At 69.9% G+C, this 24,085-nt stretch carries 26 protein-coding genes and 1 pseudogene; 19 read left to right on the top strand and 8 right to left on the bottom strand.

The window, feature by feature from the left end; translation table 11 throughout:
- Positions 1-87: 87 nt before the first annotated feature.
- Both greA and ABD844_RS21860 read right to left on the bottom strand, forming a co-directional pair.
- Entirely contained in the window at positions 88-588 is a 501-nt protein-coding gene (greA, locus tag ABD844_RS21865) for a transcription elongation factor GreA (protein ID WP_043628806.1), read from the bottom strand.
- A 108-nt stretch (positions 589-696) separates the two neighbouring features.
- Positions 697-1,116: a DUF4307 domain-containing protein gene (locus ABD844_RS21860; RefSeq protein WP_344880739.1), complete on the bottom strand. Its 420-nt coding sequence runs from the start codon at positions 1,114-1,116 to the stop codon at positions 697-699.
- Positions 1,117-1,249: 133 nt separating this feature from the next.
- On the opposite strand from ABD844_RS21860, the gene mca reads away from it, so the two are divergent.
- The 3 genes from mca to ABD844_RS21845 all read left to right on the top strand — a co-directional run bounded on the left by mca (position 1,250) and on the right by ABD844_RS21845 (position 2,695).
- Complete coding sequence (mca, locus tag ABD844_RS21855) at positions 1,250-2,137, top strand: mycothiol conjugate amidase Mca (RefSeq protein ID WP_344880736.1); 888 nt, start codon at positions 1,250-1,252, stop codon at positions 2,135-2,137.
- Positions 2,138-2,221: 84 nt separating this feature from the next.
- On the top strand, positions 2,222-2,404 hold the full coding sequence (locus tag ABD844_RS21850) for a hypothetical protein (RefSeq protein WP_344880733.1): 183 nt from the start codon (positions 2,222-2,224) through the stop codon (positions 2,402-2,404).
- A complete protein-coding gene (locus ABD844_RS21845) occupies positions 2,405-2,695 on the top strand; it encodes a GNAT family N-acetyltransferase (RefSeq protein WP_344880730.1) in 291 nt (96 codons plus the stop codon). It abuts the gene before it with no gap.
- Between the two features lie 51 nt (positions 2,696-2,746).
- On the opposite strand, the gene ABD844_RS21840 is transcribed toward ABD844_RS21845, so the two are convergent.
- Positions 2,747-3,892, bottom strand: a complete 1,146-nt coding sequence (locus ABD844_RS21840; protein WP_344880772.1) for a hypothetical protein — start codon at positions 3,890-3,892, stop codon at positions 2,747-2,749.
- A 351-nt stretch (positions 3,893-4,243) separates the two neighbouring features.
- Here ABD844_RS21840 and ABD844_RS21835 point away from each other — a divergent pair, with 351 nt between their 5' ends.
- From ABD844_RS21835 to ABD844_RS21825, 3 genes and pseudogenes are all read left to right on the top strand, one after another.
- Positions 4,244-4,492 carry a hypothetical protein gene (locus tag ABD844_RS21835; RefSeq protein WP_344880727.1) on the top strand — a complete coding sequence of 83 codons (249 nt, stop codon included), beginning with the start codon at positions 4,244-4,246 and terminating at the stop codon, positions 4,490-4,492.
- On the top strand, positions 4,489-4,755 hold the full coding sequence (locus ABD844_RS21830; protein ID WP_344880724.1) for a hypothetical protein: 267 nt from the start codon (positions 4,489-4,491) through the stop codon (positions 4,753-4,755). The genes ABD844_RS21835 and ABD844_RS21830 overlap by 4 nt, the downstream gene beginning before the upstream one ends.
- A 21-nt stretch (positions 4,756-4,776) precedes the next feature.
- Positions 4,777-6,802, top strand: a pseudogene (locus tag ABD844_RS21825) (thioredoxin domain-containing protein).
- 105 nt (positions 6,803-6,907) lie between these two features.
- On the opposite strand, the gene ABD844_RS21820 reads toward ABD844_RS21825, so the two are convergent.
- Positions 6,908-8,971, bottom strand: a complete 2,064-nt coding sequence (locus ABD844_RS21820) for a transglycosylase domain-containing protein (protein ID WP_344880721.1) — start codon at positions 8,969-8,971, stop codon at positions 6,908-6,910.
- 218 nt (positions 8,972-9,189) lie between these two features.
- Positions 9,190-9,669: an Lrp/AsnC family transcriptional regulator gene (locus ABD844_RS21815; protein WP_344880717.1), complete on the bottom strand. Its 480-nt coding sequence runs from the start codon at positions 9,667-9,669 to the stop codon at positions 9,190-9,192.
- A 103-nt stretch (positions 9,670-9,772) separates the two neighbouring features.
- Here ABD844_RS21815 and hppD point away from each other — a divergent pair, with 103 nt between their 5' ends.
- The 5 genes from hppD (at position 9,773) to ABD844_RS21790 (ending at position 14,108) form a co-directional block, all read left to right on the top strand.
- On the top strand, positions 9,773-10,882 hold the full coding sequence (hppD, locus tag ABD844_RS21810; RefSeq protein ID WP_344880714.1) for a 4-hydroxyphenylpyruvate dioxygenase: 1,110 nt from the start codon (positions 9,773-9,775) through the stop codon (positions 10,880-10,882).
- 34 nt (positions 10,883-10,916) lie between these two features.
- The gene (locus ABD844_RS21805; protein ID WP_344880711.1) at positions 10,917-11,360 is read left to right on the top strand and encodes an RDD family protein; all 444 of its coding nucleotides are present in this window, start codon (positions 10,917-10,919) and stop codon (positions 11,358-11,360) included.
- A 46-nt stretch (positions 11,361-11,406) separates the two neighbouring features.
- The gene (locus ABD844_RS21800) at positions 11,407-12,816 is read left to right on the top strand and encodes a M1 family metallopeptidase (RefSeq protein ID WP_344880708.1); all 1,410 of its coding nucleotides are present in this window, start codon (positions 11,407-11,409) and stop codon (positions 12,814-12,816) included.
- 72 nt (positions 12,817-12,888) lie between these two features.
- Positions 12,889-13,434, top strand: coding sequence for an RNA polymerase sigma factor (locus tag ABD844_RS21795; RefSeq protein WP_344880705.1), 546 nt, complete (start codon positions 12,889-12,891; stop codon positions 13,432-13,434).
- Complete coding sequence (locus ABD844_RS21790; RefSeq protein WP_344880702.1) at positions 13,431-14,108, top strand: hypothetical protein; 678 nt, start codon at positions 13,431-13,433, stop codon at positions 14,106-14,108. The genes ABD844_RS21795 and ABD844_RS21790 overlap by 4 nt, the downstream gene beginning before the upstream one ends.
- Positions 14,109-14,158: 50 nt before the next feature.
- Here ABD844_RS21790 and ABD844_RS21785 read toward each other — a convergent pair whose 3' ends face one another.
- Positions 14,159-15,334, bottom strand: a complete 1,176-nt coding sequence (locus tag ABD844_RS21785) for an FIST signal transduction protein (RefSeq protein WP_344880769.1) — start codon at positions 15,332-15,334, stop codon at positions 14,159-14,161.
- A gap of 171 nt (positions 15,335-15,505) precedes the next feature.
- Between ABD844_RS21785 and ABD844_RS21780 the strand changes: the two genes are divergently transcribed.
- The 6 genes from ABD844_RS21780 to ABD844_RS21755 all read left to right on the top strand — a co-directional run bounded on the left by ABD844_RS21780 (position 15,506) and on the right by ABD844_RS21755 (position 21,777).
- Positions 15,506-16,897, top strand: coding sequence for a sigma 54-interacting transcriptional regulator (locus tag ABD844_RS21780; protein ID WP_344880698.1), 1,392 nt, complete (start codon positions 15,506-15,508; stop codon positions 16,895-16,897).
- Between the two features lie 62 nt (positions 16,898-16,959).
- The gene (locus ABD844_RS21775) at positions 16,960-17,724 is read left to right on the top strand and encodes a hypothetical protein (protein WP_344880695.1); all 765 of its coding nucleotides are present in this window, start codon (positions 16,960-16,962) and stop codon (positions 17,722-17,724) included.
- Between the two features lie 65 nt (positions 17,725-17,789).
- Positions 17,790-19,748, top strand: a complete 1,959-nt coding sequence (locus ABD844_RS21770; RefSeq protein WP_344880692.1) for a vWA domain-containing protein — start codon at positions 17,790-17,792, stop codon at positions 19,746-19,748.
- A 57-nt stretch (positions 19,749-19,805) separates the two neighbouring features.
- On the top strand, positions 19,806-20,312 hold the full coding sequence (locus tag ABD844_RS21765; RefSeq protein WP_344880689.1) for a SigE family RNA polymerase sigma factor: 507 nt from the start codon (positions 19,806-19,808) through the stop codon (positions 20,310-20,312).
- On the top strand, positions 20,309-21,166 hold the full coding sequence (locus tag ABD844_RS21760) for a hypothetical protein (RefSeq protein WP_344880686.1): 858 nt from the start codon (positions 20,309-20,311) through the stop codon (positions 21,164-21,166). Before ABD844_RS21765 ends, ABD844_RS21760 begins: the two co-directional genes overlap by 4 nt.
- Before the next feature lie 83 nt (positions 21,167-21,249).
- Positions 21,250-21,777, top strand: a complete 528-nt coding sequence (locus ABD844_RS21755; protein WP_344880684.1) for a GNAT family N-acetyltransferase — start codon at positions 21,250-21,252, stop codon at positions 21,775-21,777.
- Here the strand turns inward: ABD844_RS21755 and ABD844_RS21750 are convergent.
- On the bottom strand, positions 21,764-22,186 hold the full coding sequence (locus tag ABD844_RS21750) for a DUF6292 family protein (protein WP_344880681.1): 423 nt from the start codon (positions 22,184-22,186) through the stop codon (positions 21,764-21,766). The genes ABD844_RS21755 and ABD844_RS21750 overlap by 14 nt on opposite strands.
- Positions 22,187-22,326: 140 nt before the next feature.
- On the opposite strand from ABD844_RS21750, the gene ABD844_RS21745 reads away from it, so the two are divergent.
- Together ABD844_RS21745 and ABD844_RS21740 are read left to right on the top strand one after the other, a co-directional pair.
- Positions 22,327-22,452, top strand: a complete 126-nt coding sequence (locus tag ABD844_RS21745; RefSeq protein WP_344880678.1) for a hypothetical protein — start codon at positions 22,327-22,329, stop codon at positions 22,450-22,452.
- A gap of 10 nt (positions 22,453-22,462) precedes the next feature.
- A complete protein-coding gene (locus tag ABD844_RS21740; protein ID WP_344880675.1) occupies positions 22,463-22,894 on the top strand; it encodes a DUF2269 family protein in 432 nt (143 codons plus the stop codon).
- 51 nt (positions 22,895-22,945) lie between these two features.
- Here ABD844_RS21740 and ABD844_RS21735 read toward each other — a convergent pair whose 3' ends face one another.
- Positions 22,946-24,085, bottom strand: a complete 1,140-nt coding sequence (locus ABD844_RS21735) for a cystathionine gamma-synthase (RefSeq protein WP_344880671.1) — start codon at positions 24,083-24,085, stop codon at positions 22,946-22,948.

Here is a 24,085-nt window from a genome sequence, read left to right as displayed (position 1 = left end):
CTAAGAAACTCAGATCCTGCCGAATTCCCGACGAACGTGAAAACGCCGCCGGGCCGACGTTGGCCCGGCGGTCGTCGTCGAGGGGGGTCAGTTGCCGATGTACGGCACAGCCTCGAGGATCTCGACGGTGTTCTGCCGTCCGTTGGGCAGGGAATAGGTCGCCTTCTCGCCGATCTTCTTGCCGTTGATCGCCGCCCCGAGGGGGGACTTGGGCGAGTAGACGTCGATCGGGGCGCCGCTCTCCTCACGGGAGGCGAGCAGGAAGGTGACCTCGTCGTCGTCGCCGACGAACCGGATCGTCACGGTCATGCCGGGGCCCACCACACCCTCGGCCTTGGGGGCCTCGCCCACCTGGGCGTTGTCGAGGATCTGCCGGAGATGGAAGATGCGGGCCTCCATCTTGCCCTGCTCGTCCTTGGCGGCGTGGTAACCGCCGTTCTCGCGCAGGTCGCCCTCCTCGCGGGCGGCTTCGATCTTCTTGGCGATGTCGACGCGCCCGGGGCCAGAGAGATACTCGTACTCCGCCTTCAGGCGGTCGTACGCCTCCTGCGTCAGCCAGGTGACGTTCTCATCGCGAGAGTCGGCCACGGGTTCTCCTTGCTTGCCTAGGGGGCCCTGAGATCGCTTGAGGTTGCGAACGGTTGAATTTCGAAAGGCTAACAACTTAACCGCTCGAACGCTTCCCCAAATGTCTCACTATACGAGATTGCAGTACTGGACGTGGACGGTAGTCGCCTGACCGCTCGTGTCGAGGCTTTCCTTGAGCTGCTTACTACCCCCACCAGCCGGGATTCTTACTTCCTTGCTGCCCACTTCCGCATGATCGACGTCGAGCGCCCTGATCCGGCAGACGGCCACCCTATCGTCTGGCTTGTACACCTCAAAGGTGATCTCCGCGCGGCTCGGGCCGATGACCTTGAACGTCACGACCTGCGCCGGCGCCTCCGACCCGCCCGCCGTCATCGACCACATCACGTAGCCCCAGCCACCTGCGATGATGGCCACCAGCACGCCGATCACCACGTGGACGACGAGCCGGCCCCCTCGTCTGGGCCGGTCGGGGAAGTCGTCTGGCGTGCCGAGAACGGGCCCGTTCTCGGCATCTCTGGTGACCATGGCGGAATCTCCCTGCACTCCCTCGGCGTTATCCGAGACAATTGTCGCCCGCGAGGGGTGTGCCCTCGCGACCGCCCAGCAGAAACTAACCTCTCTGGGCGACTGACCGGTCCTACTGAGGAGCATCGAGCCCGTGAGTGCACCGTTGAGGCTGATGGCCGTACACGCCCACCCCGACGACGAGTCGAGCAAGGGCGCCGCCACGATGGCGCGTTACGTGCGCGAAGGCGTGGAAGTGCTGGTGTGCACCCTCACGGGCGGTGAGCGCGGATCCGTGCTCAACCCGAAGATGGACCGGCCCGAGATCGTGGCCAACATCGCGGAGGTGCGCAGGGCCGAGATGGCGCGGGCCCGCGAGATCCTCGGCGTCGAGCAGCGTTTCCTGGGCTTCGTGGACTCCGGGCTGCCGGAGAACGAGGACGAGGCGCTGCCCGAGGGCTGCTTCGCGCTGCAGAAGCTGGAGGACGCCTCGGCGCCGCTGGTGGCCGCCGTACGCGAGTTCAGGCCGCATGTCATCATCACCTACGACGACGACGGCGGCTACCCGCACCCCGACCACATCATGACCAACAGGGTCTCCGTCGAGGCGTTCGAGGCGGCCGGCGACCCCGACCGCTACCCCGGCGCCGGCGACCCCTGGCAGCCGCTCAAGCTCTACTACCACATGGGCTTCACCAAGGAGCGCTTCGAGGCGCTGCACGAGGCCATGACCGAGCGGGGCCTCGGCTCCCCCTACTCCGACTGGATCTCCCGCTGGGAAGACCGGCCCGCCAAGTGGCCCGTGACCACGCGGGTGCCGTGCGGCGACTACTTCGAGATCCGCGACGAGGCCCTGATGGCGCACGCCACCCAGGTCGACCCCGACGACGGCTGGTGGTTCGTCTGCCCGCGCGAGCTGCAGCAGGAGATCTGGCCGACCGAGGACTACCACCTGGCCCGCTCGCTGGTCGACACCGACCTGCCGGAGGACGACCTGTTCGCGGGCATCCACGCCGACGAGGTCGAGCCCGCCTGCCACTGAGCGCGCCGAACCGCCGGGTGAGCACGGTGAACTGCCGGGCCGACCGCTGGCGGGACCACGGCCCCCCGGTGGCAGACTGGAAGTGTGACGGTTCTAGCAGCAGGTGAAGTCAGCCCGGGCCTGCTCGGGTTCCTCGTCGTGGCGTTTCTCGGTCTTGCCCTGTATATCCTGATCAAGTCGATGAACAAGCAGATGTCGAAGATCCAGGTGCCGCGCGAGGGCGAAGAAGCGGACGAGGCGAAGACCGACGAGAAAGCCAAGAAGTAGATGCCGATCGAAATAGTCGACAACTCGATGGAGAGCCGGTTCGAGATCCTCGTGGACGGCAAGGTCGCCGGGTTCGCCGACTACCGGCTGCTGCCCACCAAGATCGTGTTCACGCACACCGAGGTGCTGCCCGCCTACGAGGGGCAGGGGCTGGCCGGTCGGCTGGTCGGGCACGCCCTTCAGGCGAGCGCCGACACGGGCCTGCGCGTGCAGCCGCTCTGCCCCTACGTGGCGAAGTACATCGAGCGTCACCCCGAGTTCAAGGACCTGGTGGACCGGCCCGCCAAGTGAGCGGGCGCCGCCGTCCCGAGTCGTGGACGGCGGGTCACGCTCCGCGGGCGGTCATTCGGCGGGCGACCAGGCGCGTTCGAGGGCCTTGGGCAGCCCCCACCAGCCCAGCGGGGTGAGCACCTCGTCCCGGTCGACGATGCCGAGGTGGGTCCACAGGTCCACCACCGACGCGAACAACCCTTCCGTGGCGTCGAGGTCGTCGATCTCCTGCTCGTCGACGTCGATGTCCTCCGACTCTGCGATGAGCCGCGCCATCCGCTCGGGCGAGGCCAGCACCCCGGGGCCGAGCCTGACCAGCGCCGCCACCCCCGCCAGCCAGTCGGCGTGCTGGATCGCGCAGAGGTTGGCCAGCGTGGTGTCCTCCTCGCTCAGCTCCCCGTCGAGGTCGGCGAACTCCTCCAGCACGTCCTCCCCGTCCGACAGGTCGGAGACGGGCCCCGCCACACCCGCCGCCACCGACAACCACAGCTCCGCGTCACCGTCGGGCACCGGCCGGTCGTCGAACCCGGCGCAGGCCCGCAGCACGTTGGCCGGGTAGCCGGGCAGGATCAGCAGCGCGCGCAGGCGGGCCCCGGCGGCCTGAAGCTCCTCGGCGGGCAGGTCCGGCTGCTTGGGCAGCTCCCCCATGATGCGCTGCAGCTCCGACAGCGCGAACTCCTCCTCCTCGTCCCAGGCCGCGAACAGCTCCTCGTCCTGCTCGTCGCTGACCGCGTTGCCCGGCACCCGCCCGTCGGGCAGCGGCGTGCTCAGCCACCGCTCCTGGAGCTCCTCGTAGGCCGCGCGCGCCTCCGGGTCACCCGTGGCCAGCGCGTCGGGGTCGGTCTCCCCCGACACGACCCGTTCCTCCAGGTACGCCACGAGCCGCGCGAACATCTCGGTCGCCACGGGCCCGCGTTCGTCCTCCTCCGGCCAGACGAAGTAGCTCGGCGTCATGAGGATCGGCTCGGTGCCGGTGGACTCCAACCACCGTTGCACGTCACCCACCGTGGCGACACCCGCCTCGATCGAGCCGAGCGTCGCCTTGGCGGAGTCCCAGAACGCCGGGGTGAGGGGCTTACCCGCCGACATCATGGCCCGCCGCAGGTCGGGCAGCGCCACGAGGGCCACGCCCGACGGCACGGACAGCAGGGCGCGGGCCAGGTCCCTGCGCGTGATGGCGGACGCCGGACGACCGGCGTGGGCGCAGACGAAGTCCATATCCACGCCCCGTAACCTACGCCGTGACAGGCTCCTCAGTCAGCCACGGGGGCCCTAACATGCTCAGAACACCGCTCATCAGCCCCGATCACGACCGCCGGGAGGGCTCGGCGCCGCCGGGTGCCGGATCGCCGGAAAGTGACGGCACGTCGGCCTCACCCGCGTCGTGCGGGACGTGCCCCTACTGATCAGTAAAGGTACTCATCCTGCCATTGGTTACCCGCTTCTTGACATCCACTGGTGCCACGTACTTCCTGCGAGTAATTGAGATCTCGTCGTAGGCTGAAGGACGTGAAAGGTGGTGTCATGAGCGCTCAGCCGGTTCACAGTGGCGCAGTGGAGCATCCGAGAGTGCCGAGAACCATCGGCGGCATCTCCAGCGCGCTGCGGGGCAGCCGCCGTGCGCAGTTCTTCGCCGAACTCCTGGAAGCCCAGCAAGGTCCCGAGTTGGATGGCGTGCTCAGTGCCTGGTGGGGCCGCGCGATGCTCGACACCGATCCCGACCGCGACCGGATCCGGTCAGGGGCCGAAGCCGGCACCTTGCCGACCACCTCGATGGACGACGTCCTACGCCGACGGCAGCAGCACGGCGCGCGGTGAGCGACGACGACCTATGGCCTGTCGTGCCCTCGGAGGTCGTGGCCGACACGCTCGCCGACCCGTCCGTGTCTCCGGAGATCTTCTCGACGGTCGTCGCGCTCACGGTCGCCATCTGCGAGGACCCTTGGCTCGCTGGTAGCGATCAAGTCGGTGCCGATCCGGACTGGCGAGAGATCCTCATCCCCAGAGGGCTCGGCATCGCCGAATATCGGATCGACAGGAAGAACCAGCAAGTCGTTCTCACGCGCGTCGTCATGTTCTGATCCGTGTGAGAGTCTGATCTCATGAACAGGCTCGGTAGTGAGACTTCTCCCTACCTCCTCCAGCACGCCACCAACCCGGTCGACTGGTGGCCATGGGGAGAGGAGGCGATGCAAGAAGCGAGACGGCGGGACGTGCCCCTACTGATCAGTGTGGGGTACTCATCCTGCCATTGGTTACCCGCTTCTTGACATCCACTGGTGCCACGTCATGGCCCATGAGAGCTTCGAGGACGCCGAGACCGCGCGCCTCATGAACGAGCACTTCGTCAACATCAAGGTCGACCGCGAGGAGCGGCCCGACGTCGACGCCGTCTACATGGGCGCCACACAGGCCATGACCCGTCAGGGCGGCTGGCCGATGACGGTGTTCGCGACCCCCGAGGGGCACCCGTTCTACTGCGGCACCTACTTCCCGCGCGCCCACTTCCGGCGGCTGCTCACCGAGGTGCACAACGTGTGGACGGGCGACAGGCAGTCCGTGCTCACACAGGGTGCGTCGGTGGTGCGCGCGCTCAACGCGAACACCACGCTGCCCAGCGGGCCGCTGCCGGGCGAGGAGACGCTGCGGCAGGCCATCGACAATCTGCGCGACTCGTACGACGCCGTTAACGGCGGGTTCGGCGGGGCGCCCAAGTTCCCGCCGTCGATGGTGCTGGAGTTCCTGCTGCGCTCCGGCGAGCGCGAGATGAGCGGGAAGACGCTGGCGGCGATGGCCAGGGGCGGCATGTACGACCAGCTCGGCGGCGGCTTCGCCCGCTACAGCGTGGACGCCGGGTGGGTCGTGCCCCACTTCGAGAAGATGCTCTACGACAACGCCCTGCTACTGCGCGTCTACACGCACTGGTGGAAGGCGGGCGGCGGCGCTCTCGCCCGTCGGGTGGCGCTGGAGACGGCCGACTGGCTGCTGCGCGAGCTGCGTACGCCCGAGGGCGGCTTCGCCTCGGCGCTCGACGCCGACAGCGAGGGCGTGGAGGGCAAATTCTACGTCTGGACGCCCGTCGAGCTGGTCGAGGTGCTCGGCGAGGACGACGGCCGGTGGGCCGCCGAGCTGTTCGAGGTGACGGAGGCGGGCACGTTCGAGCACGGCGCGTCGGTCCTGCAACTCCTGCGCGACCCCGACGACCCGGCGCGCTACGCGGACGTGCGCGCGCGGCTGCTGGCCGCCAGGGAGCACCGGGTGCGCCCGGGACGCGACGACAAGGTCGTGGCCTCCTGGACCGGCCTGGCCATCGCGGCGCTGGCCGAGACCGGGGTCGTCTTCGAACGGCCCGACCTGGTCGTGGCGGCCACGGCGGCGGCGGAGCTGCTGGCGGGCACCCACGTCCAGGGCGGCAGGCTGCTGCGCACCTCCAAAGACGGCCGGGCGGGCACGAACGCCGGGGTGCTGGAAGACTACGCCGACCTGTCCGAGGGCCTGATCACGCTGTACGGCGTGACCGGCGAGGCCAGGTGGCTACGGCTGGCGGAGTCGCTGCTGGACACCGTGCTCCAGCGGTTCCCCGACGGGGCGGGCGGCTTCTACGACACCGCCGACGACGCCGAACGGCTCTTCCAGCGCCCGCAAGACCCCACCGACAACGCCACCCCCTCCGGCCAGTACGCCGCCGCGGGAGCCCTGCTCTCCTTCGCCGCGCTGACCGGCTCCACGCGCCACCGTGAGGCCGCCCACGCCGCGCTCGGCACCGTGTCGGTGCTGGCCGGGGCGCACGCCCGGTTCGCGGGCTGGGGGCTGTCCGTGGCGCGGGCGGCGCTGTCGGGGCCCGTGGAGGTGGCCGTGGTGGGCCCGACCGACGATCCGCGTACGGCGGCGCTGCACAGAGAGGCGCTGCTCGCGGACGCTCCCGGGCTGGTGGTGGCGCTCGGCCGGGACGACGGCGCCGACATGGGCGCCGGCGACCCGCTGGTCCCGCGCGCGGCCGCCTTCCCCGCGCTGCTGGAGGGGCGCGGCCTGGTCGGCGGTGTCCCCGCGGCCTACGTGTGCAGGGGTTTCACCTGCCGGTTGCCCGTGACGACGGTTGAGGACCTGCGCGCGGAGCTGACGACCTGACCTGACGGCTCGCGACGCCGACGGCAGGCGGCCCGTGGCTCGCGGGCGGCCCGTGCGGTGCTGACAGGGGTCGGTCGGGAGCCGGTCGGGGGCGACGGGCGTGGGTCAGCCGGTGGGCTGGCCGCTGCGGCTGTCGTCCTGGCGGCCGTTGCTCTGACGGCCGTTGCTCTGGCCGTTGTCCTGCTGGCCGGACGGCTGGTCGGGCACCAACGTGGTCGGCGGGTCGCTCTGGCCGGTCTGCTCGTCCGACTGACCGTCGTTCGGCGACGTCTCGGTCGCCGGCGGCTCGGTGGCGAAGGGCGGCGAGCTGGAGTCGGGCTCGGGCGAGCCCCACTCCGGGTTCGCCGGAGACGTCGGGTAGTCCCCCCTGGGCGCGTCGGTGGCGCGATCGGGCACGGAGTAGTCGGACGACCAGCCGTACTCCGAGGGCTCGGGGAACTCCTCGACCGGCTTGCCCGCCATCGCCTCGGCCATGAACTCCCGCCAGATCTGCGCCGGGAGCTGGCCGCCGAACTGCGTGCCGTACCCGGGGATCGTGACCGTGTCGTTGTCGTCGCGGAACATGTCCACCGCCACCGCGAGCTGCGGGGTGAAGCCGTTGAACCAGACCGACTTCGACTCGTCGGTGGTGCCCGTCTTGCCGGCCACCGGGCGGTCGTAGAGCCGCGCGGCGGTGCCGGTGCCGTACTTGACGACCTGCTCCATCGCGTACGTGGTGTCGGCCGCGGCCTGCTCGCTGATCGCCTTGGTCGCGACCGGCCGGACGACCTGCTTGCTCCCCTCGGCGTCGGTCACGGAGATCACCACGTGGGCCTCCATGTGCACGCCCTTGTTGGCGAAGGTGGAGAAGCCGGAGGCGTTCTGGACGGCGCTCACGGAGGCCACGCCGAGCGGGAAGGCTGCGGCGCTCTTGTGCTGGTCGAGCTGGGCCGCAGGGATCCCGGCGGCCTCCGCGGTCTCGGCGACCTTGTCCAGGCCGACCTTCTGCCCGAGGTCGACGAACGCGGTGTTGACGGAGTTCTGGGTGGCGCTGACCAGGTTGATCTGCCCGTAGGAGCGGTCGCCGTCGTTGGGGATCGACTGCGGGGCCGAGGCCACGTGCAGCGGCGAGTTGCCGTCGACCCTGGTGGACAGGTCGAAGCCGTTGTTCAGTGCGGCGGCCAGCGTGTACGGCTTGAACGTGGACCCGGCCATCACCTTGGCCGAGAACGCGCTGTCGTAGTACTTCGACTGCGAGGGTCGTCCCCCGTAGAAGGCCACGACCTCGCCGGTGGCGGGGTCGACGGCGGCCAGGCCGGTGCGCACCTTCTCCGGCGTGGAGTCGGGCAGCACCTCGTCGACCGCCCGCTGGGCCGCCTGCATGAGCTTCTTGTCGAACGTCGTGACGACCTTGAGGCCGCCGCCGTTGATGTCCTCGTCGGTGTAGCCGCGCCGGTTGAGCTCGGCGGTGACCTGCTCCAGCATGTACTGGGCCTGCCCCTTGAGCTCGAACGGCTTCTTCGGCGCCCGCAGCTCGGGGAACTTCTCGGCGGACGCCTGCTGGCGGGTCAGCGCCTTGGTCTGGACCATGGCGTTGATCACCGACTGCCAGCGCTGCTGCACCGCCGCCAGGTCGGAGCCCTTGGGGTCGGCGAAGCGGCTGGGCTGCTGGATCACCGACGCCAGGTACGCGCCCTCGGCCACGCTCAGCTCCTGGACGTCCTTGCCGAAGTAGGCGCGGGCGGCCGACTGCACGCCGTTGGCGCCCCGGCCGAAGTAGATCGTGTTGAGGTACTGCTCCAGCACCCAGTCCTTCGACTTGGACTGGTCGACCTTCATCGCGATGAGGATCTCTTTGAACTTGCGGGCCACGGAACGTTCCTGGCTGAGCCCGCTGTAGTAGTTGCGCACGAGCTGCTGGGTGATGGTGGAGCCGCCCTGGAGCTGCTGCCCGGTGAGCGTGGACCACACGGCCCGTGCGGTGCCCTTGAGCGAGACGCCGCCGTCCTCGTAGAACGAGCGGTTCTCGGCGGCGATGACCGCGTCGCGCACGTGCTTGGGCACCTGGGCGAGATCGACGTTCTTGCGGTCGATCCCCTGCCGGGCGAGCACGCTCTTCCCGTCGCGGTAATAGATCACCGAGCCCTGCGCCGTGGCCTGCTTCTGCGTCGAATCGGGAATGGGAGTCAACGCCCAGGCAACGGCGAAAAGCCCGGCAAATACCAGGATTCCGGTGCCGACAGAAATCAATACAACTCGGAGAATCCGTCGCTTCCGCATTCCTTCGCCACCACCGCTCCGCACCCTCGGCTCCCCCCTCGTCAAGCGTCGCCCAACCCCCGCAAGCTGGGCGAATGCCAAGGGTAAACGATCGACAACGGTGCATCGTCCCCTAGCGATAGTACGGGCTAGCGGCCCGGACGGCGCGGAACATCGGCGACCAACGGCAACACTCGGTAGGGAACCGGAGTGTCAAGGGCGATGATCGAATTAGTCCGGAGTACGCCCTGAACCTCGACAATTCTGTCGATGACGCGCTGCAAATCGGCATTCGTACGGGCCACCACGCGGCACAGCAGATCGCTGTCGCCGGTGATCGTGTGCACCTCCAGCACCTCGGGGATCCTGGCGAGCCGGTCGGCCACCGGGTCGTGCCCCGCGACCTGCCTGATCTCCATGCTCACGAACGCCGTGACGTCGTAGCCGAGCGCCGCGGGAGACACGTCGGGGCCGAAGCCCGTGATCACTCCCCTGTCGGTGAGGCGGTCGAGTCTGGCCTGGACCGTGCCACGGGCCACGCCGAGCCGCCGCGAGCACTCCAGCACACCCAGCCGGGGCTCGGCGTGCAGCAGGGCGATCAGCCGGGCGTCGAGATTGTCGATTGTCATGCTGTACAGATTTACCGGAGCCTGCGCTGAATCGCTAGGCAGGTTGTGCACTCATACAAGTAACTGTTGCGCAACTCGTCCAGGCGACTTGAAGGTTGGGGGCATGAGAGATGTCTTTCCAGTCAACGGCATGGACGCCGTGGTGTTCGCCGTGGGCAACGCCAAGCAGGCGGCCCACTACTACTCGACCGCGTTCGGCATGCGGCTGGTGGCCTACCGCGGCCCGGAGAACGGCAGCCCGGACGTCGCCGCGTACGTGCTGACCTCGGGCAGCGCCACGTTCGAGTTCCGTGCCCCGGTCCGGCCAGGCACGGACCTGGCGCGGCACGTGGCCGAGCACGGCGACGGGGTCGTCGATCTGGCCATCCAGGTGCCCGACGTGGAGGCGGGCTACGCCTACGCGGTCGCGCACGGGGCCAAGGGGCTGGAGGAGCCGCACACGGTGGAGGACGAGCACGGCAAGGTGGTGCTCGCGGCCATCGCCACGTACGGCGAGACCCGGCACACCCTGGTCGACAGGTCCAACTACGGCGGCCCCCACCTGCCCGGCTACGTCCCCGCCGAGCCGCTGGTCGCGCCGCCCGCCACCAAGAACGGCCGGCTGTTCCAGGCGGTCGACCACTGCGTCGGCAACGTCGAGCTGGGCAAGATGGACGAGTGGGTGGAGTTCTACCGCAACGTCATGGGCTTCACCAACATGGCCGAGTTCATCGGCGACGACATCGCCACCGAGTACTCGGCGCTCATGTCGAAGGTCGTGGCCGACGGCAGCCGCAAGGTCAAGTTCCCGCTCAACGAGCCGGCCGTCAGCCGCAAGAAGTCGCAGATCGACGAGTACCTCGAGTTCTACGGCGGGCCTGGCGTGCAGCACATCGCGCTGGCCACCAACGACATCCTCACCACGGTGGACCACATGCGGGCCGCGGGAGTGCGCTTCCTGGACACGCCCGACTCGTACTACGACGACCCCGAGCTGCGCGAGCGCATCGGGCAGGTGCGCGTCCCGATCGAGGAGCTGAAGAGGCGCAAGATCCTCGTGGACCGCGACGAGGACGGCTACCTGCTGCAGATCTTCACCCAGCCCGTGCAGGACCGGCCCACGGTCTTCTTCGAGCTGATCGAGCGGCACGGCTCGCTGGGTTTCGGCAAGGGCAACTTCAAGGCCCTGTTCGAGGCGATCGAGCGCGAGCAGGAACGCAGGGGCAACCTTTAGTTTGTCCCGACTTAGTGGTGGTCATCCACAATTCATGGGATTGTCGCCACCGGGGTTGGCGGGACGCTGGCGGCGACTGTTCGCCGGCGTCCTCGACCTGCTCATCGTCAACATCATCGCCGCCCCGTTCACCTGGACGAGCTGGAACTACGCCTGGGACGGGAGTCGCGGCGTCTGGGACCGCTATCCGATAGAGCACACCTTCGTGGCCAGCCTCGTGGCCTTCCTCTACTTCTGGCTGCTGCACGCCTTCTGGAACGGGCAGACTTTGGGCAAAAAATTGTTCGGCATGCGTGTCGTACAGGAGAACGGCGCGAGGATAGGCGTGGGGCAGGCGGCAGTGAGGCAGGCCGTGGCGACCTTGTTCGAATGGCTCTGCTGCGTCGGCCCTCTGCTGGACCTCGGCTGGATCCTCTTCGATCCCCGTAAACAGGCCCTGCACGACAAGGCCGCCAGGACGGTCGTGGTCAATGCCTGACCCAGCGTAAGATTCTGGTCACGATTCGAAGGGGGCATCTTCGGCAATGCGTTTCGACAGGCGCGGGGTGGCCTTGCTGACGGCGCTCGTCAGCGTGCTCGCCTGCTCACCCGCCGACGCGCCGCCCCCCGTGGGCGGCTCCATGCTCGCCGACCACAACGCGGGCGCGCCCGGCATCGGCGACCCCGACTTCCCCCGCGACGGCAACGGCGGCTACGACGTCTCCCACTACGACCTGGCGGTCGACTACACGCCCAGCAGCAGGCGACTCGACGGCGTGGCCACCATCCGCGCCGCCGCCACCCAGGAGCTGTCCAGCTTCAACCTCGACCTGAGCGGGCTCGACGTGCGCGAGGTCACCGTCGACGACTCCCCCGCGCGCTTCGCCCGGCAGGGCGACGAGCTGACCGTGCGGCCCGCCCGTACGATCGGCGACGACACCTCCTTCACCGTCAAGGTCACCTACTCCGGCCTGCCCCAGCCGGCCAAGCACAACGCCAACCTGGGCACCTACGGCTTCATCCCGACCTCCGACGGCGCGTTCGTGGCCTCGGAGCCCAACGGCTCCAAGACCTGGTTCCCCAGCAACGACCACCCCGCCGACAAGGCCACGTTCGACTTCACGATCACCGTGCCCGCCGGGGTGACGGTCCTGGCCAACGGCGAGCAGGCCGGGCAGCCCGCCACCGCGGAGGGCAAGACCACCTACCGGTGGCGCGAGCGCCACCCGATGGCGACCTACCTGGCCACCGTCACGCTTGGCGCGTTCCAGCTCCGCCAGGGCAGCACGGCGGCCGGCATCCCCAACCTCGCCGCCACCGACCCCAAGTTCAAAGACTCGCTCGACGCCCTCTACACCAGCTCGGGCGAGATCACCGACTACTGGTCCACGGTCTTCGGCCCCTACCCGTTCTCCTCGACCGGCGGCGTCATCGACGACTACCCCGCCGGCTACGCGCTGGAAAACCAGACCAAGCCGCTCTACGGGGGGTTCAACCCCGACGAGTCGATCATCGCGCACGAGCTGGCGCACCAGTGGTTCGGCAACAGCCTGACCATCAAGCGGTGGAAGGACCTCTGGCTCAACGAGGGCTTCGCCACGTACGCAGAGTGGCTGTGGGCCGAGCACAAGGGCGGGAAGAGCGCCGACGCCATGTTCAACGACCTGCTCAAGCGCCCGGAGACCGACCCGATCTGGCAATACCCCCCGGGGCGGGCCAAGCCCGACGACCTGTTCAACCAGTCGGTCTACACGCGCGGCGGCATGACCCTGCACGCGCTGCGCAAGGCCGTCGGCGACGCCACGTTCTTCGACCTGCTCAAGACGTGGACGGCCGAGCACCGCTACGGCTACGTCACCACCGAGCAGTTCGTCGACCTCGCCGAGCGGATGTCCGGCAAAGACCTCAACGCGCTCTTCGACGCCTGGCTGTTCCAGCCCAAGCGACCCGCCTGACGCCAGGAAACGCTTGTCGTCGTTCGGTCCAAGAACTGATGTAACGGGCGAACGACGAAGGGAGCGAGGCCGGTGCGCCTCAACGAAGACCCTGTGGCCTTTGAGGCCTTCTATCGCCGCCATGTCGATGCCGTCATGAGGTTCACGGTGCGGCGGGTGAGCGATCCGCACCTCGCCGCGGACCTGACGGCGGACGTCTTCCTGGCGGTGCTCGACTCCGCTGACACCTACCGCCCCGGACGGGGCAGCGAGGTCGCCTGGCTGTACGGCATCGCGCGCAACGTCGTGTCGGCCCAGCACCGCAGGGCCGCGCGGGAGGCGCGGGCCACCGGCCGGGTCGCCGGACGCCGTCTGATGGACGACGACGACCTCGCCAGGATGGAGGAGCGAATCGACGCCGAGCGCCAGATGCGCGGCGCTCTGGAGGCCATGGAGGGCCTGCCGGAGGGCGAGCGCGCGGTGCTGGAGCTCGTCGCGATCGACCAGCTCACCGTCTCCGAGGCCGCCGGAGCCCTGGGGATCAGGCAGGTGACCGCGCGGGTCAGATTGCACAGGGCCAGGCGTGCCCTCGAGAACGTCGCTTCGCCCTCGGCCGTGTACCTGGAAGGACAGGCATGAGCAACTTCGAAGATCGTCTTCTCCGCGCACTCAAGGAAGAGATCACGACGAGGACGGCGGAGGACGGGATGACGGCGGTGACACCGGTCCGGCGCGGCTCGCGGCGGCGCCTCGTGGGGCTGTCCGCGGCGGTGGCGGGGGTAGCGGCGGCCGCCACCGCAGTGGCGGTGGTGGTGACCGGGCTCACGGGCGACCCGGCGTACGCGGTGACCAGGGGCGCCGACGGCGTGGTCACCGTACGGATCCACTCGTTCACCGACCCCGACGGGCTGGCGGCCGAGTTGGGCAGGGCCGGGGTCAGGGCGGTGGTCGACTATCTGCCGGAGGGCCAGACCTGCGCGCAGCCGCGCGGCGAGCACGGGGGCGGCCAGGGGCGGTTCGGGGCCAGAATCGGCCGCGACGCCGACGGGATCACGTTCGCGATCGAGAGAGGGCAGGTGCCGGAGGGGTCGACGCTGGTCCTGGCCGTCTCGAAGAGCGCGGACGGCGACTCCGCGCCGCCGTTCGCGACCACGCTGGAGATCGTACGAGGCCAGGTCGCGCCGTGCGAGCCCACCTCGATGCCGGTTCCTGCGCCGTCCCAGGGCGGCACCTCGGAGGGGCAGGACGACGGGCCCCGCCTCGACTCCGGCACCGGAGGCGAAGGGCCCAGCCTGAGCAGCCGCCCCGGCTGACGCGTGACACCCGGCCCGGCGTCCTCTTCAGCGTGCGCCGGGCCATGGGCTCACGGCCCTCCCGAGGAGCCGGAGAAGACCAGCACGGAGGCCGTGAACCCGTGCACGTGGTTGTGCCCCGCGACGGGACCGACCTCGCCGGCGGCGAAGAAGCCCGCCACGCCGATGGGCCCCAGCGTGTCGCGCAGCGCGACCGGGTCGTGGTCGGCGGTGCCGAACATGGCCGAGCCCCGCCCGTTGCAGGAGAACAGCAGCGCCCCGTCCACCTTGCCGATCTCCTCGCGGTGGGCGTCGAGCAGGTCGTACAGGTCCTCGTCGGCGGTGGCCGCGTCGCGTACCTGGAAGCGGACCGTCCTGCCGATCTCGACGATGTCGCCGATGGCCACGGCCTCGCGCTCGGGGTCGATGCCGATGACACCCCTGATGAGGAAGTCGCCGCGTTCGTGGCGCTCGGCGTACTCGTCCATGGCCAGGCCGATCTGCAGGCCCGAGGCGACCAGCTCGCGATCGTCCTCGTCGAGTTCGCTGACGATGTCCTCCAGCCGGGCCAGCGCCGGCTGCCCGGCCAGCTCCAGCAGCAGGTTGTCCTCGGCCGCGGTGACGACCATGCTCGGCCCGATCGGGCGGCAGCCCTGGCTGACCACGGTGCTGACCTTGACCGGGCCGCTGAGCAGCACGCCGATGGCGCCCTCGGTGTAGATCTCCCCGTCGGCGAAGAGCCGTACGGAACCCCGCCCCTGCAACCCGTTGGCCAGGCCGCCGATCAGCGGCAGGTCGCCCAGCACGTCGACCGAGCGCTCGACGAACGCGTCGGTCGGAAAGCTGTACGGATCGGCCAGCAGGATCGCCACGTGGTCGTCCCCGCCGCGCTCGGGCAGCCCGACCACCACGAACCTGTCCTCGGCCGTCAGCGTCTCCAAGGCGAACGTGGTCAGCCGCGCCCCCTCCAGGGTCGCCGCCCACGCGCTCACGGCGGGCGCCAGCTCCACGCCCTGTCCGTCACCGATCACCCCCGTGGCGCTGCATCCGATCACGTGCGCCTCGGGGGCGAGCTTCATCGCGGCCTCTCCGGCCCGCGCGACGTCGTCGGGATCGTCGCCGCAGATGAAGAAGCAGACCAGGTCGGCTTGGCCGCTGAGCCTCGACAGTGCCTGGCCGACGGCGTTCTCCGCGGCCTCCACCAGGTCGGAACTCACGGCGAGGCCGTCGGCGAAGCGGCTTGTCATCAAGGCCACGGATCTCGCCCCCCTCGACATGTCGAAGTTCCCTAGGCCCGATTCTCCCCACTAAAGGGACAAGCACGCGCACGAACCGTCACGCAATAGTCAAGATCCGAAATCTCCGCCAGGTGCGAAACTCTCTGCCACATTCCGCGCGGGGGACGTAGTCTCGTTCCCGTGCATCAGCCACGTATTCTCCGCGAGTTGCGAGAGAGCGGCCACGTCCACCGCACCGTCAAAGCGGAGGTCAGGCAAAATCTGCTGGCCAAGCTGCGGGCGGGCGAGCCCCGCTTCCCCGGCATCGTGGGCTTCGACGAAACCGTCCTGCCCCATCTGGAGCGGGCCCTGCTCGCCGGGCACGACCTGGTCCTGCTCGGGGAGCGCGGCCAGGGCAAGACCCGGCTCATCCGCACCGTCACCGGGCTGCTCGACGAGTGGACGCCGGTGGTCGAGGGCTGCGAGATCAACGACCACCCGTACGCGCCGGTCTGCACGCGCTGCCAGACCCTGGCACGGGAGCTGGGCGACGAGCTGCCGGTGGCGTGGAAGCACCGCGACGAGCGCTACGGCGAGAAGCTCGCCACGCCCGACACCTCCGTGGGCGACCTGATCGGCGACGTCGACCCCATCAAGATCGCCGAAGGGCGGCGGCTCGGCGACCCCGAGACGGTCCACTACGGCCTGGTGCCGCGCACCAACCGGGGCGTGTTCTCCGTCAACGAGCTGCCCGACCTGGCCGAGCGGATCCAGGTGTCGCTGCTCAACGTGCTGGAGGAGCGCGACGTCCAGGTACGCGGCTACAACCTGCGGCTGCCCCTCGACCTCCTGCTCATCGCCAGCGCCAACCCCGAGGACTACACCAACCGGGGCCGGATCATCACGCCGCTGAAAGACCGCTTCGGCGCCGAGATCCGCACCCACTACCCGCTCACCGTCGAGGACGAGCTGACCCTCATCCGCCAGGAGTCCGTGCCGGACATCGGGGCCGACGTCCCCGAGCACCTGGTCGAGGTGATCGCCCGCTTCACCCGGCTGGTGCGCGAATCGACCGCGGTCGACGCGCGTTCCGGCGTGTCGGCCCGCTTCTCGATCGCCGCGGCCGAGACCGCGGCCGCCTCGGCCGTACGCCGGGCGGCGATCACGGGCGAGGAGCAGCCGGTCACCCGCGTGGTCGACCTCGCCTGCGTGGTCCACAGCCTGCGCGGCAAGGTGGAGTTCGAGGTCAGCGAGGAGGGCCGGGAGACCGAGATCCTGGCCCACCTGCTGCGGCGGGCGACGGCCGAGACGTTCAGGAGCCGGCTGGGCGGCATGGACCTGTCGCCGGTCACCGACAAGTTCGCCGAGGGCAACCAGGTGGAGTCGGGCGAGCTGGTGGCGGCCGGTGAGCTGCTGCACCGCATCGGCCCGGTGTCCGGCCTGGCCAAGGTCATGTCGCGGCTGGGCATGGGCGCGGGCGAGGAGTCGCCCGGCCACGCGGCCGCCGCCCTGGAGTTCGCGCTGGAAGGGCTTTACCTGATGCGGCGGCTGTCCAAGGAAGACATTGACGGGGTGGCCGTTTACCGGACGTGAACATCTGGGCGGTCTCCGGCGTCATAGTGAATAGCTGATCACGCCGTCGGGGGAGACCGCCCATGCGTACGCCTGCCTGTGCCACCGTCGCCGCTCTCGCACTGAGCACGCTCGCCGTGCCCTTGGCGGGGCCGTTCACCGGCCCTGCCGAAGCCGCCACCGCCGTCCTCGGGTTCGCCTGGGCCAACGGCGAAGGACACCTGCGGATCGTGCCGAGATCGGCCGCCCGCGTCACGCGCCAGGGCCACGTGTTCCACCGGCTCACGACCACCTCAGGGGCCAAGGAGCTGCGTCTCGACTACACGAAGGCGGCGTACGGGCGCGTCACGGTGGCCTGTGACCTGAAGGAGACCGAGGGCCAGGTCGCCGTCGACCGCCAAGGGCTGGGCCGCACCCGCTGCGCGCCCGGCGACCTGACCACCGGGCTGGGGCGCGGCCCCGTGCCGGTGCGCGTCGAGTACCAGGGCGGCAAGGCCGTGCGCGTCAACGAGATCCTCGTCACCGACTGGCCTGAATCCCGCTCGGCACGTGGCACGATCACGCGGATCGACGACACGACCGTGGTGTTCGCGACCGGCGGAAAGAAGCTCACGCTCGGCTACACGTACATGACGGGCTTCTACCGCACCACCGCGCGCTGCGGCGACGGCTGGCTGACGGGCAAGCCCGTCAACGCGGACAAGAACGGCCTGGGCAAGAAGCCCTGCACGTGGAACTACCTGACCAAGGCGCTCAAGGCGAACCGGCACCCCGTCCTGGTGCAGGTCGACTACACGCCCGGCGTGGACTCCCTCGACGGGGTGTGGGAGATCTACGGCGACGCCTGAGCGCCCGGCGCCCGCGAACCCGCCGTCACACATGGGGGCGTTTCTCGGGTTAGCGTGGTTTCGTGATGGCCTTCCGCTATGGCGAATTCCACGACGGCCCCGACCCCCTGGCCCCTCCCTACGACGTACGCGCGGCCCTCGACGAGATGGGCGACGCCATCCTGTCGGGCTCGACGCCCGTCCACGCCCTGCGCGACCTGCTCAAGCGCGGCCTGCCCGGCACGCAGGAGCGGCGTGGGCTCGACGACATGCTCAGGGAGGTCCGCAGGCGCCGCCGTGACCTGCGCGAGCGCGGGCGCCTCGACGGCACGCTGGAGCGGGCCAGGGCGCTGCTCGACAAGGCGATCGGCCAGGAGCGGGCGGAGCTGTTCCCCGACCCGTCCGACGACGCGCGGCTGCGGGAGGCGGGCCTCGACGGGCTGCCGGAAGACACGGCCAGCGCCATCCAGGAGCTGAGCACGTACGACTGGCGCTCGGCGGCGGCCCGCCAGACCTTCGAGGAGCTGCGCGACCTGCTGCGCAGGGAGGTGCTCGACAGCCAGTTCAGGGGGCTGCGCGACGCGCTGGCCAACCCCGACCCCGAGGCGATGGAACGGGTCCGGCAGATGATGGCGGACCTGAACGACATGCTCGACAAGGACTCCAGGGGCGAGCACACGCAAGCCGACTTCGACTCTTTCATGTCGAAATATGGCGACCTGTTTCCTGAGAAGCCCCGCAACCTGGACGAGCTCGTCGACATCCTGGCCCGCCGCGCCGCCGCCACACAGCGCATGCTCGCCTCGATGACCCCGCGCCAGCGCGAGGAGCTGGGCAACCTCATCAACCAGACCCTGGAGCAGGCGGGCCTGTCCGACCAGATGCGCCGCCTCGGCGAGGCCCTCTACGCCCGCCGCCCCGACCTGGCCTGGAACGCCCCCGAACGCCTCACCGGCGAAGAGCCCCTGGCCATGGGCGACGCCGTGACGGCGCTGGAGGAGCTGGCCGACCTCACCCAGTTGGAGACCGCCCTGCGCCAGGACTACCCGGGCGCGCGCCTCGACGACGTCGACGAGGCCGCCGTACGCCGCGCGCTCGGCCGCTCCGCGGTGGACGACCTGGAGGCGCTCAAGCGGATCGAACGCGAGCTGGAGGAGCAGGGCTACCTCCTGCGCCGCCGCGGCAAGCTGGAGCTGACCCCCAAGGCCGTCCGCCGCCTGGGCGAGACCGCGCTGCGCCGGGTCTTCTCCTCCCTCGACGCGGGCCGCCGGGGCGACCACGACCAGCGCGACGCGGGCTCGGCCGGCGAGCTGACGGGCTCCTCGCGGCCCTGGCGGTTCGGCGACGAGCAGCCGATCGACGTCGTACGCACGCTGGTCAACGGCGTCCGCAGCGGCGGCGTCACCCTGGGTGACCGGGTCGGGGTGCGGCTGTCGGTCGACGACTTCGAGGTGGCCGAGACCGAACGCCGCAGCGCCGCCGCCGTCTGCCTGCTGGTGGACCTGTCGTACTCGATGGCGCTGCGCGGCACCTGGGCCGCCGCCAAGCAGACGGCGCTGGCCCTGCAGGCGCTGGTGGCCTCGAAGTTCCCGCAGGACGCCGTACAGATCATCGGCTTCTCCAACTACGCCAGGGTGCTGCAGCCCGACGAGCTGGCCGGCCTCGACTGGGACATGGTCCAGGGCACCAACCTGCACCACTCCCTCCTCATCGCCGGCCGCCACCTCGACCGCCACCCCGATTTCGAGCCGGTGGTGCTGGTGGTCACCGACGGCGAGCCCACGGCCCACCTCATGCGCGACGGACGATCGGCGTTCGAGTGGCCGCCGTCGCACGAGACGCTGGAGCTCACGCTGGCCGAGGTCGACAAGATGACCCGGCGGCGGGCCACGATCAACATCTTCATGCTGGCGGCCGACGACCGGCTGAAGGAGTTCGTGGACGAGGTGGCCCGCAGGAACGGCGGGCGCGTCTTCTCCCCCAGCGCGGAACGCCTCGGCGAATACGTCGTCAGCGACTTCCTGCGCCTGCGCCGCGCCCGCTGACGCCATAGATCCGGCGGGCCCGCTGCGTCTTAGGGTGCGAGACACGAGGAGAGCCCCTTGCACCCTGAGCAGCAACGCGACTTCACCGAGTTCGTCGTCACCCGCTCCGACAGCTTGATCAGGCTCGCCTACGTCCTGACCGACGACCAGCACGCCGCCGAGGACCTCCTGCAGACGGCGCTGGCCAAGACCGCGGGGCACTGGCGGCGCATCAGGCACGACCCGGAGGCGTACGTCCGGCGGGTCATGTACCACGAACAGGTCGGGCGGTGGCGAAGCCCGCGCTGGGGCCGCGAACGCGTGCTCGAAACGCCTCCCGATCACGGCGTGGCCGACCGTACGTCCGAGGTCGAGACCCGCGTCACGCTGGCCGAGGCGTTACGGGTCCTGCCCGCGCGCAAGCGGGCGGTGCTGGTGCTGCGCTACTACGAGGACCTCCCCGAGTCCGAGGTCGCCAAGATCATGGGCTGCTCGGTGGGCACCGTACGCAGCCAGACCCATCAAGCCGTCGCCCGGCTGCGCGAGCTGGTCGGCGAGAGCGTCATCCTGGAGGGCCTGCAGTGACCATCGACGAACGACGGATCGCCGAAGAGCTTCGCCACCTGGCCGACGACGCCACCCCCGTGGATCCGCTCGCGCTCGCCGCGCGGACCCTCGCGCGGCGACGGCGCCGGGCCAGGTCCGTGACCGGGGTCGCGGTGCTGGCCGTGGCCGCCACGGCGGTCGCGGTGCTGGTCGTGCCCTCCTCGAACGGCCTCGGCCCCGACAGCGCGGCCCGGGTGGCGACCCTGCCGGACAACACGCCCGAGCAGTCGCGGCTGGTGCGCGAGTGCATGCCCCAGGGCGGTCCCGCGCACAGCATGGACGGCGACCTGCGGATCGCCGGGCAGGGGTCGGTCGACGACTTCCGGGTCCTGGTGGACTACCGGGACGAGGGCGGGAGCACTGCTCTGGTGGGCAGCGAGGCCGGTTTCGTCCTGTGCACGCCGACCGCCCAGAAGGACATGGCGGATCGGCCGGTCCTCACCTACTGGGGGTTCAAGGCGCCGGGTGACCTGGACGGGTTCTCCGGTGATCTCCAGGTGGACGCGTACACCGCCGTGAGGCACCCGTACACCGTCGGTGAGCGGCAGACCCAGAAGGAGGACATCTACCAGGTCGTCGCCGGGCGGGTCAGCGACGCGGTGGAACGGGTGGAGATCGACTGGGCGGACGGGCGGCGCACGCCGGCGCGGATCGCCAGTGGGTTCTTCATCGTGCGGATCGCCGCGAAGGTGCGGCGGGAGCCGGACAAGACGAGCGGGGAGGTCCTGCTCGTGTCCGTGCCCTCGGCCACGGTGACGGCCTACGGGGCCGACGGGCGGGTCCTGGAGGAGGAGGAGAACGTCGTGTTTGGTCCGGTGAACCGCGGCGACTGATCCGTGCGCGGGCACCTCGGGACGCGGGCCCTGCCACCCCGGCCGGGCGGAATTGTCGGTGCCGGATGGCAGGCTCTCCGGTCATGGACGACGTCGTACGGCTCAGAGACGTGGTGGAGGCCGACCTGGAGGCGTTCCTCGAGCAGGAGCACGATCCGGAGACCGTGCGACGCTCGAGGTTCGCGCCCCGCGAGCGGGCGAGGTTCATCCGCCACTGGGAGACCCAGATCCTCGACGACCCGACCGTGTTCGTCCAGGCCGTCCTGGTCGACGACGTGCTCGCCGGCCACCTGGTCGCCTGGTGGGAGGAGGAGCGGCGGTTCATCGGCTACGTGTTCGGCCGGGCGTTCTGGGGCCGGGGCATCGGCACCCGCGCGATGGGGCTCTTCCTCGACAAGGAGCAGACCCGCCCGCTCCACGCCGACCCCCACCACGCCAACACCGCGTCGGTGCGGCTGCTGGAGAGGCACGGGTTCGAACGCTCGGGCACGGTGAGACACGGCGAGGACGAGCACCTCCTGCTGGTTCTCCACCAGCCGCCGGGGGCCGCCCGCTCGCGGGCCCCTGGTCAGGCGTCGATGAGCGGGGGTGTTCAGCTCAGGCGTCGATGAGCCGGGAGTAGAAGTCGAGGGCGACGTCGAAGCCGTCGCGGCAGTTGCGGTGCGAGCGGTAACAGGGCCGCCAGGCCGAGCTGGCGCCCACTCCGGCGCGGGCGTCCTGGAGCGCCGGCGGCACGCGTTCCGGCTTGGGCAACAGGCCGTGACCCAAATAGCGGACGCCCGACAGCTCCGTGTGCCGGCCCTGACCGCCCGAGACGAAGTGGCCCAGGCGCCAGCCGCTCTCCTCGTCCCACACCAGCGCCGTGCCGTCCGGCAGCATGAGTGTGGCGTCACGGGGGTCGCACGGCCCCTCCCACCAATCCGTGACCTCGGCTCCAAGCAGCCCGACGACCCGCTGCACGTAGCTGGTCGGCTGTTGCAGCCACTCGTCGGTATACGGCTCGACGTGCCTGATGGCCACGTACGGCACCCCCTTGTGCCCAAACGGTAAGGAAAAAGCGGCGATTAGCAACCTTACCCGTGCCGAACTTATTCCGTTGCACAGCCGTCTAGTCATTACGGACGATATTTACGTCCCACACGGGGGAAGGAGGGGTATCCATGATCGCCGCGATTCTCCTCGTCGTGCTGATGATCGTCGCGGTGGCGGCCAACGAGCTGTGCATGCGCTGCTCCACGGAGAGCAAAGAGAGTGTCGAGTCCCCCAGCGAGATCACCGGGGACTAGTCTCTCCCGCATGTCGTCCCTGCTTCTCTGGCTGCACATCGGATTCGCGATCTTCACGATCGGCCCGGTCACCGCCGCGACGATGGCCGCGCCGCGCGCCATCCGCACCAAGAACGTGCCCACGCTGCAGTTCATCCAGCGCCTGACGAGGATCTACAGCCTCGGCAGCCTGGGCGTGTTCGTGTTCGGGGTGATCCTCGGCGTGGTGCTGGGCGGCGGGCTGCTCGGCAAGTGGTACATGACGGCGTCGATGACGCTGTTCATCGTGGCCGCCGTGCTGCTCGTCATCATCGACCGCGACCTGCGCACCGCCGTACAGGCGCTCTCCAGCGAGAGCGCCGAAGACGATGCGAAGGTGCAGCACGGCCGGATCGCCGCCATCAGCGGGCTGCTGTCGGTGATCTGGCTGGTGATCCTCTTCCTGATGGTCGTCCCCGGCTAGGCGACCGGCCGGGCGCCCGCACCCGGCCGGGCCGCCGGAACCCGGGCACACTCAGCCGAGCGCCTGGGTGAGGTCGGCGAGCAGGTCGTCGACGGTCTCGATGCCGACCGAGAGCCGCACGAGGTCCCCCGGCACCTCCAGCGGCGACCCCGCCACCGAGGCGTGCGTCATCCTGCCCGGGTGCTCGATGAGCGACTCGACGCCCCCGAGCGACTCCCCCAGCGTGAACAGCTTCGCCCGGTCGCACACCGCCACGGCCTCGCTCTCGCCCCCGGCGACCCGGAACGACACCATGCCCCCGAACCGGCGCATCTGCTTGGCCGCCACCTCGTGCCCGGGGTGCTCGGCCAGGCCCGGGTAGAGCACCGAGGTCACGCGCGGGTGGGCCAGCAGCAGGTCGACGACGCGCTCGGCGTTGTCGCAGTGGCGGTCCATCCGGATGCCGAGGGTCTTGAGCCCGCGCAGCGTCAGCCACGCGTCGAACGGCCCCGCCACCGCCCCCATCGCGTTCTGGTGGTAGGCGAGTTCCTCGCCGAGCGCGGCGTCGCCGGACACCAGCGCCCCGCCGACCACGTCGGAATGCCCGCCCACGTATTTGGTGGTCGAGTGCACGACCACGTCCGCCCCCAGGGCGAGCGGCTGCTGCAGGTACGGCGAGGCGAACGTGTTGTCCACCACCAGCAGCGCCCCGTTCTCGTGGGCCAGTTGGGCCAGCCCGGCGATGTCGGCGATGCCGAGGAGCGGGTTGGTGGGCGTCTCGACCCAGACCACCTTGGTCTTCTGCGTCATCGCCGCGGCCACGGCGTCGAGGTCGTGCAGCGAGACCGGGTCGTAGTGCAGGTCCCAGCGCTTGTGCACCTTGGCGAACAGCCGGTAGGTGCCGCCGTACGCGTCGTTCGGGATGATCACGTGATCCTGCGGCTTGCACACCGCCCTCAGCAGGGTGTCCTCGGCGGCCAGCCCCGAGGCGAACGCCAGCCCTCTCGCCCCGCCCTCCACCGCGGCCAGCGCGGTCTCGAGCGCGGTCCTGGTGGGGTTGGCCGATCGGCTGTACTCGTATCCGGAACGCAGGCCCCCCACGCCGTCCTGCTTGTAGGTGGACGTGGCGTAGATCGGGGGCACGACCGCGCCTGTCAGCGGATCGGGCTCCTGACCTGCGTGGATGGCCAGCGTCTCAAAACCGTTGTTCAT

The sequence above is a fragment of the Nonomuraea antimicrobica genome (assembly GCF_039536965.1).
GTDB lineage: Bacteria > Actinomycetota > Actinomycetes > Streptosporangiales > Streptosporangiaceae > Nonomuraea > Nonomuraea antimicrobica.
The sequence above is the reverse complement of the archived record's forward strand: the minus strand, read 5'-3'. Positions and strand labels throughout refer to the sequence as shown.

What these genes read in the sequence shown, in the direction of transcription:
- ABD844_RS21860 (WP_344880739.1), bottom strand. Translation starts at nt 1,116, where the DNA reads ATGGTCACCAGAGATGCCGAGAACGGGCCCGTTCTCGGCACGCCAGAC.
- ABD844_RS21845 (WP_344880730.1), top strand. Translation starts at nt 2,405, where the DNA reads ATGCCGATCGAAATAGTCGACAACTCGATGGAGAGCCGGTTCGAGATC.
- ABD844_RS21840 (WP_344880772.1), bottom strand. Translation starts at nt 3,892, where the DNA reads ATGGACTTCGTCTGCGCCCACGCCGGTCGTCCGGCGTCCGCCATCACG.
- ABD844_RS21815 (WP_344880717.1), bottom strand. Translation starts at nt 9,669, where the DNA reads ATGACAATCGACAATCTCGACGCCCGGCTGATCGCCCTGCTGCACGCC.
- hppD (WP_344880714.1), top strand. Translation starts at nt 9,773, where the DNA reads ATGAGAGATGTCTTTCCAGTCAACGGCATGGACGCCGTGGTGTTCGCC.
- ABD844_RS21805 (WP_344880711.1), top strand. Translation starts at nt 10,917, where the DNA reads ATGGGATTGTCGCCACCGGGGTTGGCGGGACGCTGGCGGCGACTGTTC.
- ABD844_RS21800 (WP_344880708.1), top strand. Translation starts at nt 11,407, where the DNA reads ATGCGTTTCGACAGGCGCGGGGTGGCCTTGCTGACGGCGCTCGTCAGC.
- ABD844_RS21790 (WP_344880702.1), top strand. Translation starts at nt 13,431, where the DNA reads ATGAGCAACTTCGAAGATCGTCTTCTCCGCGCACTCAAGGAAGAGATC.
- ABD844_RS21785 (WP_344880769.1), bottom strand. Translation starts at nt 15,334, where the DNA reads ATGACAAGCCGCTTCGCCGACGGCCTCGCCGTGAGTTCCGACCTGGTG.
- ABD844_RS21775 (WP_344880695.1), top strand. Translation starts at nt 16,960, where the DNA reads ATGCGTACGCCTGCCTGTGCCACCGTCGCCGCTCTCGCACTGAGCACG.
- ABD844_RS21770 (WP_344880692.1), top strand. Translation starts at nt 17,790, where the DNA reads ATGGCCTTCCGCTATGGCGAATTCCACGACGGCCCCGACCCCCTGGCC.
- ABD844_RS21755 (WP_344880684.1), top strand. Translation starts at nt 21,250, where the DNA reads ATGGACGACGTCGTACGGCTCAGAGACGTGGTGGAGGCCGACCTGGAG.
- ABD844_RS21745 (WP_344880678.1), top strand. Translation starts at nt 22,327, where the DNA reads ATGATCGCCGCGATTCTCCTCGTCGTGCTGATGATCGTCGCGGTGGCG.
- ABD844_RS21740 (WP_344880675.1), top strand. Translation starts at nt 22,463, where the DNA reads ATGTCGTCCCTGCTTCTCTGGCTGCACATCGGATTCGCGATCTTCACG.
- ABD844_RS21735 (WP_344880671.1), bottom strand. Translation starts at nt 24,085, where the DNA reads ATGAACAACGGTTTTGAGACGCTGGCCATCCACGCAGGTCAGGAGCCC.